This window comes from Xenorhabdus griffiniae, assembly GCF_037265215.1.
Taxonomy (GTDB): domain Bacteria; phylum Pseudomonadota; class Gammaproteobacteria; order Enterobacterales; family Enterobacteriaceae; genus Xenorhabdus; species Xenorhabdus griffiniae.
Map to the genome: position 1 here is coordinate 536,952 of NZ_CP147737.1, position 12,440 is coordinate 549,391.

Below are 12,440 nucleotides of genomic sequence, written 5' to 3' on the forward strand. Positions count from 1 at the left end.
ATGATGTCACTCTTGCAACAGGCGGTGAGCCAGAAGCTGCTGCGTCCTTTGGATGTGCAGTTTGCTTATGCGGTGATTGAGGCTGAAAATCCACTACTACTGTTGATTACGGCTCTGTTAAGTGCCGAATCAGGTGCGGGGCATGTCTGTTTGCCACTGGAGCGGATTTCGCCAAAATATTTTTTTGAAGGCAGGCAGCCGGAGTTAGCTGCATCGCTTTGGTCTTTGGCCGGAGAACCCGATCAACAGCAAATCCTGGCTGTTTTGCAGGCATGTCCGGCGGTCAGTATGGGGGAAACGCCGGCACCGATGATCCTTTCCTGTCAAAAAGAGCGTGATTATCGCCTGTATTTACAACGTATGTGGCAAAGTGAACGGCGGGTTGCGGATTTTTTTGCTGCTGTGGAGTTGACCGACACTTTTGCTCAACCCTCCCATGATCAAACGGCGCTTGATGAACTCCAGTTACGTCGCATTTTGGATGCGCTTTTTGGTGTCACTGCTGAAGGAGACATTGATTGGCAAAAAGTTGCCGCTGCCGTGGCGGTAACGAGCCGTATTTCGGTGATCTCTGGTGGGCCAGGAACTGGCAAAACCACGACAGTGGCTAAGTTGCTGGCCGCCTTGATCAAGTTGCATGAAGGGAAAAAATTAAGCATCCAATTGGCTGCACCAACCGGCAAGGCAGCGGCCAGATTAACTGAATCACTGAGGGAAGCGGTCAAGAAACTCGATTTGACGCCAGAACAGTGGCATAGCGTTCCAGAACAGGCGCAAACTCTCCATCGTTTACTGGGGGCGCAACCTGATAGCCAAAAACTGCGTTATGGGCGTGATAATCCGCTGTCCCTTGATATTTTGATCGTTGATGAGGCTTCAATGGTGGATTTACCGATGATGGCTCACTTGGTCGATGCTTTGCCGCCGCGGGCGAAAGTGATTTTCTTGGGGGATAAAGACCAGCTTGCATCGGTTGAAGCCGGAGCGGTATTGGGAGATATTTGCCGTTTTGCTGAACAAGGTTATAGCGCCAAACGTACTGAGCAATTGGCGCGCTTGACGGGATGTCAGTTAACCTCTTATTCCACCTTACATTCCGATAAAAATATGCCCGCCGTGCGGGATAGCCTGTGTTTGCTGCGCAAAAGTTATCGCTTCAACTCGGCTTCCGGCATTGGGCGATTAGCATCAGCTGTGAATCAAGGGGATCGCAGAGGCGTCGCGGCAGTGCTGGATCAATCTTTTCCCGATGTTGATTTTTACCCGCTTGCAGCGGATGAAGATTATCAGCGTCTGTTGACGGAAACCGCGGCGGGTTATTCTCAATATTTAGCCATGGCAAATGAACGGATGGCGGAAGAAGCTATTTTGGCGACGTTTAATCGTTTTCGATTATTGTGCGCGTTAAGGGAAGGTCCCTTTGGTGTGACAGGGCTGAACCAACGAGTGGAACAACTACTGCACAGGAAAGGCGTCATTACCCTCCCCAAAAATGTGGAGAGCCGTGGTTATGTCGGGCGTCCTATCATGATATTGCGTAATGACAGCACGCTTGGGCTGTTTAACGGAGATATCGGCATTATGCTCAAAAATCAGGATAATGAGCTGAAAGCCTATTTCCAGCTATCTGATGGACAGATTAAAGGATTTCAGCCAAGCCGGTTGCCCCAACATGAAACGGCTTATGTGATGACAGTGCATAAATCTCAAGGATCTGAATTTGAGCATACGGCTTTGGTGTTGCCGACCCAACATTCACCCATAGTCAGTCGGGAATTAGTATATACCGCCCTGACGCGGGCGAGGGAAAAATTGACGATTTATGCCAATAAGCCCGTTTTGGATAGAGCGGTGGCTACAGCAACACAGCGGCGGAGCGGGTTGGCAGATTGGTTCAACCCGCAATAAAAAGCGCTATGGTTAAGGATCATTGGGTTAGTCGGACGTCAGCAAGCCTGTAAATCCAGCAGCAAGATTTTGGAACGGCGCTGATAGTTATACAGCGCTTGTTTTTCCACAGGCAACATATCTATTTCTGCGGGCTTAAAGCCTTTCTCCTGAAACCAGTGAATACTGCGGGTTGTGAGTACGAAAAGTTTTTCCAACCCTTTTTGTTTCGCCTGACTGGAAATGGCATCTAACAGAATTTCACCTCTGGAAGAGTTTCGATAGTCTGGATGTACGGCAACACAGGCCATTTCCCCAATTTTTTCATTGGGATAAGAATATAAGGCTGCGCAGGCGATAGTGATATTATCGAGTTCAATCAGGGTGAAGTTATCAATTTCCATTTCCAGTTGTTCACGTGAACGGCGTACCAAAATACCTTGTTGCTCCAATGGGCGAATAAGCTCAAGAATGCCACCAATATCATTAATATTGGCGCGGCGTATCTGTTCGGAACGTTCCATAACAATTTGAGTGCCGATACCTTCGCGGGAAAATAGTTCCTGAACCAATGAGCCATTTTCTTGGTAACTGATCAAATGGCTGCGGCGAACACCACGGCGGCAAGCCTTAATCGCTCCCCTTAAGAAACGCACGGTGCCTGAATGATAGTCACCCGCGTTTTCCAATTTGTGCAGGTGAGTTTCTCCTTCATTAAGAAACATTTCTGATACAGTGTGGCCGTTAGCGTCAAGTGCGCCCTGAGATGAGCAAAATCCAATTAATTTTTCTGCTTTTAATTTGATCGCCAGTTGGGTTGCAATTTCTTCGGAAGTGAGGTTAAAACTTTCTCCTGTAACGGAAACGGCAACTGGCCCAATCAGCACAATAGCACCGTTATCCAGTTGCTGGTTGATTGCTTTCTCATCAATACGACGAACCCTACCACTATGGCAATAATCGACGCCGTCATCGATTCCTAGCGGTTGGGCGATAACGAAGTTTCCGCTGACGACACTGATATTAGCGCCTTGTAATGGGGTATTGTTTAATCCCATGGAAAGGCGTGCTGTGATTTCTAGCTGTAATAAGCCTGCTGCCTGTTTGACCAAATCCAGTGTCGTGGCATCGGTTACTCTGGTGTGTTTGTGGTAAACCGATTGGCAATGGTGTTCGGCAATGTTTTGTTCGATTTGTGGACGGGCGCCATAAACAACGATTAAACGGATGCCCAGATTATGCAGTAATCCAATATCGTTGACGATATTAGAAAAATTCTCATGGGCGATGGCTTCACCTCCCAGCATAATGACAAAGGTTTTACCTCGATGTGCATTGATATACGGAACCGAGTGACGTAAGACTTCAACCAATTCGGTACTGCGTTCGTTCATGAAACCCTCTCTGATTGAATTTTTATTCGTATTTTTTGTATTTTTATTCTTTTTGAAGGGAAATGGCAAGCGGAAATATGGATAAAAATAACGTTATTATTTATATTGGTATAAATAAATGAGAGGATCAGAAAATACGTTTTTTGATGACAGACGTTTGCTAATTAATTAGAGTTCCTGCCTAACTATTATGTTTGGTAAAGATTACTGCGTTTGGTTGTTTTTAAGCGGAATAAATAATGAGTCATTCAGACCATAATACTTCACGTCGTCGCCTGCTGAAAGGCGCAGCCGCTGTATGGTTATTAAGCATCAGCCCAATAGGTTATGCAGCGACTTCAAAAGTTATTGCTGTGCGTATTTGGCCTGCATCAAGTTATACCAGAGTAACGCTGGAGTCTAATATTCCACTTAAGTATCGCCAATTTTCGCTTACAAACCCTAATCGTATTGTTATTGATTTGCAGGGTATTCAACTTAATAGCATTTTGAGCAGCATGGGGGCACAGGTTCAGCGGCGTGATCCTTACTTAAAATTAGTGCGAGCAGGGCAATTTAATCCTAAAACGGTGCGTTTAGTCTTTGAAATCAAACAACCCGTCTCTCCGCATATTTTCACATTGCCGCCAATTGCAAAGTTTAAACATCGTCTGGTGCTCGATCTGTATCCCAAAAAGGCGGTTGATGTGGCTAATGATCCTTTACTGGCCCTGCTTGAAGAGTACAACAGTGGGAACCTGGAACAGAATTTGCCTGCACAGACACGCAAACCTGGCAAGGCAGGCAAAGACAGGCCGATTGTGATTATGCTCGATCCTGGTCATGGTGGTGAAGACTCTGGAGCGATTGGGAAATATAAAACCCGTGAAAAAGATGTCGTGTTGCAAATTGCCCGTCGTTTACGGGCGCTCATCAAACGTGAGCCGGGCATGAAAGTTTACATGACGCGAAATGAAGATGTGTTTATTCCCTTGACGGTGAGGGTGGCAAAAGCCCGTAAGATGCGGGCGGATCTCTTTGTTTCTATTCATGCAGATGCCTTTACAAGTCGCTCTGCACGGGGATCATCCGTGTTTGCGCTGTCAACTAGGGGCGCTACCAGCAATACGGCGCGTTTTCTCGCCCAAACTCAGAACGAAGCAGACTTAATTGGTGGCGTCAGTAAAAGTGGCGATAAATATTTGGATCATACCATGTTGGATTTGGTGCAAACCGCGACTATCAATGATAGCTTGAAATTTGGTAACGAAGTGCTCAAGCGGATGGGAAAAATCAACAAATTACATAAAAATAGCGTCGATCAGGCGGGATTTGCGGTATTGAAAGCGCCAGATATCCCTTCCATTTTAGTAGAAACTGCCTTTATCAGTAATTTGGAAGAAGAACGTAAACTTAAGACAGCAAAATTCCAACAACAAGTGGCAGAATCTATTTTTGCTGGCATTAAGGCGTATTTCAAGAATGGGGCTGAATTGGCACGACGGTGAAATATCCGCTTAAAGCCTATTGCCTATGATGCCAAGGATGGTTATTTACTTTATGTTTATGCCAATCTAACTTCAAGATGCTTTTGATTTATCTCTGCTAAACGGGGATAAATCAGGTTTCATAGCGTGTTATCAATTGCAACTTGAAGTTTAATGCGTATTTAAATCGGATTTAAATATTAATTTTAAAATCAGTGGATATTAGGTGATCGAACCGTAATAAGGATCAGATGAAAATTGGAGGAAAAAATGAAAAGGAATATTTGGTTGCGGGGGCCGGATTTGAACCGACGACCTTCGGGTTATGAGCCCGACGAGCTACCAGGCTGCTCTACCCCGCGTCCGTCTGTCTGCAAATTTTGATTAGAAACCATGAATGCAAACACTGAGTAATGACATCATATAGTGTTGGTTGCGGGGGCCGGATTTGAACCGACGACCTTCGGGTTATGAGCCCGACGAGCTACCAGGCTGCTCCACCCCGCGTCCGTCTATTTGCAAATCTTGATTAGAAACCACGAATGCAAATACTAAATGATGACATTTTTTACTGTCAAATTGTCTTTGCTACCAGAGCAAATCGACGCAACATCATACCGATATGATATGCAATCGAATTGGTTGCGGGGGCCGGATTTGAACCGACGACCTTCGGGTTATGAGCCCGACGAGCTACCAAGCTGCTCCACCCCGCGTCCGATGTCGGCACACTATACTCTGGAACGACACGGTTGCAAGTTTTTTTATTGATTTTTACTAAATTTGTTTGTTTTTTGGCTTAAAAATAGTCTGATTGTTTTGTTTTTACTCGATAGGGGGGCGGAAACGGTAAGCTATTTAATCTAACTACATTTCATTATTTATTACTGTTTGATATTGTTCGTGATCTGAATAAGTGATGGCTAAATAGAGTTTCAAAATAATAGGAGTATTCCTTACCCCGCGTGGCGCGTGGCGCGCGGGGTAAGGAACTCCAATATCTGATACTCTCAGTATTATGAAAACCATTTAGAGATAAGGCAGTAATATGAGAATTTGGGGCAAATATCTTTTATTTGGATTTGTCATTTCGTTATTATCGGGATGCCATTTTCGACCTACTGATCAGGCGCAGCAGTATAAGGATGGGCGAATTACCCGAAGCCTCCAGTTGGTTAATATCCCTAATGCCGAAGGTTTTCCGGTTAATGCCAAGGATTTTGCTACTCAAGTTGAATATATCAGCAAAGCTTCTCCTCGCCTTTATGACAATAACCGTGAATTATTTAATGCAATTGAACACTGGATGCTGTCTGGTGGTGATACCCGTGATTTAAATGAATTCGGTTTACTGGCTTATCAGATGGAAGGTGAAGATAAATACGGCAACGTGAAGTTTACCGGCTATTACACACCTGTTTTGCAAGCACGACATACTCAGCAAGGTGAGTTTAAATATCCACTGTATCGGATGCCAACTCATTTACGTTCCCGCTTACCAAGTCGCGCTGAGATATACAGAGGCGCACTGAGCAAGAAATTTATTATCGGGTACAGTAACTCCCTGATGGATAATTTCATGATGGAAGTCCAGGGGAGTGGTTATGTCGATTTTGGCGATGGGCGTCCGTTGACCTTTTTTGGCTATGGAGGAAAGAATGGACATCCCTATCGCAGTATTGGCAAGGTGCTGATCGACCGTGGAGAAGTACCGAGCGAAAAAATGTCGATGAAAGCTATCCGGCAATGGGGAGAACAGCATAGTGAAGCCGAAGTGAGAGAAGTGCTGGAGCAGAATCCTTCATTCGTTTTCTTTAAGCCTGAATCTTATACGCTTGTGAGGGGGGCCAGTGCCGTGCCTCTTATTGCAAAAGCGTCGGTAGCATCTGATAAATCATTAATCCCTCCCGGAACAGTTTTGCTGGCGGAAGTGCCTGTGCTGGATGAAAAGGGCAAATTTACCGGCCAGTATCGGATGCGCCTGATGGTAGCGTTGGATGTTGGTGGTGCCATCAAAGGAAATCATTTCGATATTTATCACGGTGTTGGAGAAAAAGCGGGTGAAATGGCGGGTTTTTATAATCACTATGGCCGTGTTTGGGTATTGAAGAAAGCATCATCTGGTTTTTTGGCGGCAAACCAGTAAGATCCCCTCCAGTTTAAACGATCAATCGATAACCTATCTCAATAGAGGTAGGTTTTATGCAGGATTTATTTAGCAATGCAAGTTTCTCTCTGATGCTTATCTTCAGCGTTTCGCTGGTACGGCGCGGTTATATGGCCAGAAAGCGCTTTCATTATTTGCCCGTTCTCATGTCTGTGTTGTCGGAATTGGCGGTGTGGGTTCATGGGCGGCAGAAGCGCTGGCGCGTACCGGTATTGGTGCTATTACGTTGATTGATATGGATGACGTCTGCATCACCAATACCAACCGTCAGTTGCACACGTTGGTACAGAATGTGGGCTTACCTAAAACGGAAGTCATCGCACAGCGGATACAAGCGATTAATCCTGAATGTCGGGTGACTTGCATTGATGATTTTGTCACCCCTGATAATGTGGCTGAATTGATATCCACAGAGTTTAGTTATGTTATTGATGCCATTGATAGCGTACGGCCGAAAGCGGCGTTACTGGCCTATTGTCGCCGCTATAAGATCCCACTTGTGACAACGGGTGGAGCGGGTGGGCAACTTGATCCTACCCAGATCCAGGTGGTGGATTTAGCAAAAACGGTACAAGATCCATTAGCGGCGAAATTGAAGGAGCGCTTGAAGTCGGATTACCGCGTAGTGAAAAATGGCAAAGGTAAATTAGGTATTGACTGCGTTTTTTCAACCGAACAGTTAGTTTATCCGCAATCTGACGGTACAGTTTGCGCTGCCAAAAGCACTGCGGAGGGTTCCAAGCGAATGGATTGCGCTTCTGGTTTTGGTGCCGCAACGATGGTTACGGCGACTTTTGGTTTTGTTGCGGTATCCCACGCATTGAAGAAGATGGTGGCGAAAGCTGAACGGGAAAATAGGCTTTAAGCGAACCTAATGAATGTAAGTGCTTGCTATTTCCTGAACGGTATTTATCAGGGATTTCACGCCATTGAGCCTTGAGCCACTGAGTTGTTGTTCCAGGCCGAGTTGTTGGAATAGCTCGGCCAAAGGTATTTGTACAACCTGCTCTGGGGTTTTGCCTTCTACGGCAGTCAGCAGGATTGCCAATAACCCTTTGACGATACGGCCTTCGCTATCGCCATAAAAATGCAATCGGCCGTCTGCAAGTGGTTGATACCCCAACCAGACGCGATTTTCACAGCCGGATCTTTCGATATTTTGCTGTTTTAGTTCATCCGCTAAAGGAGGCAGTTTTTTAGCCAGGCCGATGAGCTGCCGATAACGATCTTCCCACAATTTGCATTGCTGAAAGTTTTCAATAAGTTGCTGCTGTGTAATTTCTGTTCCGAATGGATGCGGAGCCAAGATAGTATCTGAGAGTTGTGTCATGGGTTATTTATCTTACTTTTGGGAAAGGAAAAATGTGAATAAAATCAAATTACATCAATATCATACGAAGCGCTTTATTCTTCATTTATACGCATTAAACTTCAAGTTGCAATTGATAACACTCTATGAAACCTGATGTTTCCCCACGAAGCGGGGAGAAATCACGCGCATCTTAAAGTCAGGTTGGTATAGTCTTTCATAGGCTGATGATACAGTTTTATATATCCAACCGATGGTGGATATGCAAGTTTTGATGTAAAAATATCGCTTAAGACAGTTGCTTGCTCGATAGGATGAGGAGCAGTCACATTTTTAATAGATATTATTTATTGATCTTTATGAATATTTCCCAATGGAAATATTTATCTATTATCATTATGCATAAGAATATTGTAAATATAATAAAATATTATTTAGTCTATTATAAATAACTAACCATACTATATAATTATATAGATGTATTGTTTCATTATTAATTACTCTAATATACCAATCTAACTTCAAGATGCGTGTGATATCCCCCGCGAAGCGGAGAGATATCAGATTTCGTAGAGTGTTATCAATTGCAACTTGAATTTGAATGCGTATATAGGAAAGTCTATTGTGATGAGTTATTAAATTAAATAATAAAATCATATATCTTATCTGTTTTTTTCTCCATTTCATGGAATATAAAAGAGGATAATGTTATGAACGAAATAGAACACAATGAAATAAAACTTAAAATCATTGAAGATTTTAAACGAGATGCAAAGGGTAAATTGGAACCTGATATTATCGGTGAGGCCGTAAAAAAAATAGCTTCTCCAAAGAGCGAGAAATATTACGCTACAGGTGATGCACAAAGCTTCATCTTTTTCATCATGTTTAGCCTGGAAACAGATATTGATAAAAAGTCTTTTAGCGGGAAGGCTGGTGGGCTGACTTCTGCTGGTTTTGCTTGGATGGAAGGCTATATTTATACAGACGATTTGGGTAAACTTTATTCTGATACGGTAAGTTTCGAGTTTAATTCAACATTTGCATACCTTAGTTTACTTTTCTTTGACTCACACAGTCATCTGCTTGGTCACTTCCAAAGCGCCGCTATTTCCACTATATCAGGCATTGGTGGTGGATCAGGTTCATGGAGTTAAATTCTTTATCATATACCCATCTAACTTCAAGATGCGTGTGATTTCTCCCCGCGAAGCGGGGAGAAATCGGGTTTCATATCGTGTTATCAATTGCAACTTGAAGTTTAATGCGTATATATAATTTAAGTTAAATCTAATATGTCCTTGCTGTGTAATATTTTATACAGCAAGGGCTATTATTATGGATTATTTAAAGGAGTACGGATTTTTACTTTATTCACAGGTTAATGATGTTGTATTTATTATATTAACCGAATTTATCAAGTTAAAATAATTTAATTAAATATTGATCAACAAAATGGGGATTTAAAGTTAGATAGTGATCCGCCATTAAGCTGAAAACCCACCAAAATATATTTGATAGGTTTTTATATACCAATCTAACTTCAAGATGCGTGCGATTTCTCCCCGCGAAGCGGGGAGAAATCAGGCTTCATATCGTGTTGTAAATTGCACTTATTAGGCGAATCCAAGCAATATCAATCATCCAGCAGCAACGCTAGCGCAGACTTTACGGCACTTATCAATCTATCCGCATCTTGCTGGTTATTATAAGGCATGAACGAAGCACGCAGACAGCCGCTGATCCCAAGGGCATCCAGCAATGGCTGAGCACAGTGTTGGCCTGAACGCAGAGAGATATTTTGTTCGGCAATCAGCGTTGCTAAATCATTGTGGTGTATTCCGGCGATATTGAACGCCAGTAAGCTGGAACCCGCTACACGGTAACTGTTAAATCCCGCCAGCATACTGAGTTGCTGTTCGGTGTAATCCGTCAGGGCAATCGCATGGGATTCTGCGAGCTGGATATCAAGCGTTTTCAACCATTCCAGCGTCGTTGCAAACCCGACCACACCGGCAACATTGGGTGTCCCCGCTTCAAAACGATAAGGCACGGCTTCCGGTGTGAAACCATCGAACGAAACTTGAGTCAGCATTTTTCCGCCGCCATGCCACGGTGACATCGCATTCAACCATTCATTTTTGCCATACAACACCCCCAATCCATTTGGGCCATACAGTTTATGTGCAGAGAAGGCATAAAAGTCGATATTCAGTTGTTGTACATTGACCGGTGCGTGAACGATACCCTGAGCACCATCGACCAAAACACGGCAATCATATTGATGGGCGAGTGCGGTAACTTGTGCCAAATCTACTGCGGCGCCGGTAACGTTAGACATCTGGCTGATGGCAACTAAGCGGCTTTTTTCATTCAAGAGTGCTGCCAGGGTATCAATTTCTGGTTGGCGTCGATTGCCAATCGGCCATTTAACGATTTTAGCGCCGGTTTGTTCTGCCAGAATCAGCCACGGTAACAGGTTAGCATGGTGTTCCTGCTCGCTGACAATGATTTCATCACCGACATTCAGACGAGGGCGAAAGTAACTTTGGGCAACCAGATTGATGGACTCAGTAGTTCCTTTTGTCCAGATAATATTTTCAGGCAATGGCGCATTGATCAATTCCGCCACCAGTGAACGAGCCTGCTCATAACGAGCAGTCATAGCCTGCGCAGTGGCATGTTGACTGCGGTGTACTGTTGCACTGTGGTTTTGGTAATAGTGTTCGGTCGCCTCAATCATACATGCCGGTTTTAATGCTGTGGCGGCACTGTCCAGAAATGTGGTGGATTGTTGCAGGGCAGGAAACTGCTGGCGGAATTTTTCTGAGTCAAAGGCTTTCATAAACGCTGCTAATTTAATCGTTGTGTGATAAAGAATAAGATTTTCTTTAATCAAGAGACAGGGAATTCTACAGGAGAAAGCAGGGAAAAAAAGCACCGCAACTGCGGTGCAATAAAAAATCACTATGGACAGACAGGGTAAATGTACAGGAAGTGAAAAAAAACAGTAGCTTATGCTACAAAGCCTGGTTTCCCAGACAACTTGCAAACACAACATCACAACCACAAAGCCAAAAGCTTCAATGTATCGCTACAAAGAGACTTTTCGTTCCGGCTTAGGAAGTGCGCACACTATAGGGATTTGCTGGTATATCATCAATGGACAAATTATAATGCTTCGGATTACAAAAACTAATAACTGAATGAAAAGAGTTACCGGTATCGTCACCCCTATATAGGAAAAGAACACATAAGAAACGAACATGTCTAAACGTTTACCTCCACTCAATGCGTTACGCGTTTTTGATGCCGCGGCCCGTCATTTAAGTTTTACTAAAGCAGCAGAAGAATTATTTGTGACTCAGGCCGCTGTTAGCCATCAAATGAAAAGTCTGGAAGATTTCCTGGGATTAAAGCTTTTTCGTCGTCGCAATCGTTCGTTATTGTTGACGGAAGAGGGGCAGAGTTACTATCTCGATATCAAGGAGATTTTTACTGCTATCAATGACGCGACTCGCAAACTTCAGGCTCGCAGTGCCAAGGGCGCGTTAACGGTTAGTTTATCCCCCAGTTTTGCGATTCAGTGGTTAGTACCTCGGCTTTCCGGTTTTAATCAGAGCTTTCCGGGGATTGATGTTCGCATTCAGGCAGTGGATCGGGAAGAAGATAAACTGGCTGATGATGTTGATGTCGCGATCTTTTATGGCAGAGGCAACTGGCCAGGGTTGCGCACCGATCGCCTTTATCCCGAATATCTGCTGCCTGTCTGTTCTCCTGCGCTGCTGACGGGGGATCGCCCATTGAAAACGCCCGCCGATCTTGCCAAGCATACGCTGTTGCATGATTCATCCCGACGGGATTGGCAAGCCTATATTCGCCAGCTTGATATGCAGCAACAGATTAATGTCCAGCAAGGGCCAATATTCAGCCATAGTGCGATGGTGATCCAGGCGGCGGTGCATGGTCAAGGTGTTGCGCTAGCCAATAATGTGATGGCACAAAATGAAATTGATGCAGGGCGCCTTGTCTGCCCATTTAATGATGTTTTGGTCAGTAAGAATGCATTTTATTTGGTTTGCCACGATAATCAGGCAGAATTGGGCAAGATTGCGGCTTTCCGCAAATGGATACTAACCCAGGCAGCAACTGAGCAAGAAAGGTTAGGATTTATTACCCAATAATCTAATAGCTGACAAACAGAGACAGGAGCCTGT

Annotated in this window: 8 protein-coding genes, 3 tRNA genes and 1 pseudogene; 6 read left to right on the forward strand and 6 right to left on the reverse strand. The window is 44.2% G+C overall.

Annotated features, from left to right (window positions below; all coding sequences use genetic code 11):
• On the forward strand, window positions 1-1,908 hold the full coding sequence (gene recD, locus WDV75_RS02355) for an exodeoxyribonuclease V subunit alpha (protein WP_273571848.1): 1,908 nt from the start codon (window positions 1-3) through the stop codon (window positions 1,906-1,908).
• 38 nt (window positions 1,909-1,946) lie between these two features.
• Here the strand turns inward: recD and argA are convergent, their stop codons facing one another.
• Window positions 1,947-3,281, reverse strand: a complete 1,335-nt coding sequence (gene argA, locus WDV75_RS02360) for an amino-acid N-acetyltransferase (protein WP_273571843.1) — start codon at window positions 3,279-3,281, stop codon at window positions 1,947-1,949.
• 239 nt (window positions 3,282-3,520) lie between these two features.
• Here argA and amiC point away from each other — a divergent pair, with 239 nt between their 5' ends.
• Window positions 3,521-4,768, forward strand: a complete 1,248-nt coding sequence (gene amiC / locus WDV75_RS02365) for an N-acetylmuramoyl-L-alanine amidase AmiC (RefSeq protein WP_273571842.1) — start codon at window positions 3,521-3,523, stop codon at window positions 4,766-4,768.
• A gap of 264 nt (window positions 4,769-5,032) precedes the next feature.
• On the opposite strand, the gene WDV75_RS02370 is transcribed toward amiC, so the two are convergent.
• The 3 genes from WDV75_RS02370 to WDV75_RS02380 form a co-directional block, all read right to left on the reverse strand.
• Window positions 5,033-5,109 (reverse strand) — tRNA-Met (locus WDV75_RS02370).
• Window positions 5,110-5,177: 68 nt separating this feature from the next.
• Window positions 5,178-5,254: transfer RNA gene (locus tag WDV75_RS02375), tRNA-Met, on the reverse strand.
• A gap of 132 nt (window positions 5,255-5,386) precedes the next feature.
• Window positions 5,387-5,463 (reverse strand) — tRNA-Met (locus WDV75_RS02380).
• Between the two features lie 332 nt (window positions 5,464-5,795).
• On the opposite strand from WDV75_RS02380, the gene mltA reads away from it, so the two are divergent.
• Window positions 5,796-6,893, forward strand: coding sequence for a murein transglycosylase A (mltA, locus tag WDV75_RS02385; protein ID WP_273571707.1), 1,098 nt, complete (start codon window positions 5,796-5,798; stop codon window positions 6,891-6,893).
• Window positions 6,894-6,981: 88 nt separating this feature from the next.
• A pseudogene (gene tcdA / locus WDV75_RS02390) lies at window positions 6,982-7,779 on the forward strand (tRNA cyclic N6-threonylcarbamoyladenosine(37) synthase TcdA); the annotation flags it as partial.
• A 6-nt stretch (window positions 7,780-7,785) separates the two neighbouring features.
• Here the strand turns inward: tcdA and csdE are convergent.
• The gene (csdE, locus tag WDV75_RS02395; RefSeq protein WP_273571708.1) at window positions 7,786-8,244 is read right to left on the reverse strand and encodes a cysteine desulfurase sulfur acceptor subunit CsdE; all 459 of its coding nucleotides are present in this window, start codon (window positions 8,242-8,244) and stop codon (window positions 7,786-7,788) included.
• Window positions 8,245-8,933: 689 nt separating this feature from the next.
• Here csdE and WDV75_RS02400 point away from each other — a divergent pair.
• Window positions 8,934-9,380, forward strand: a complete 447-nt coding sequence (locus WDV75_RS02400; RefSeq protein WP_273571709.1) for a VapA/VapB family virulence-associated protein — start codon at window positions 8,934-8,936, stop codon at window positions 9,378-9,380.
• Window positions 9,381-9,859: 479 nt separating this feature from the next.
• Here the strand turns inward: WDV75_RS02400 and csdA are convergent, their stop codons facing one another.
• Complete coding sequence (gene csdA / locus WDV75_RS02405) at window positions 9,860-11,068, reverse strand: cysteine desulfurase CsdA (RefSeq protein WP_273571710.1); 1,209 nt, start codon at window positions 11,066-11,068, stop codon at window positions 9,860-9,862.
• Window positions 11,069-11,489: 421 nt separating this feature from the next.
• Between csdA and WDV75_RS02410 the strand changes: the two genes are divergently transcribed.
• A complete protein-coding gene (locus tag WDV75_RS02410; RefSeq protein ID WP_273571711.1) occupies window positions 11,490-12,407 on the forward strand; it encodes a transcriptional regulator GcvA in 918 nt (305 codons plus the stop codon).
• The last annotated feature ends 33 nt before the right edge of the window (window positions 12,408-12,440 follow it).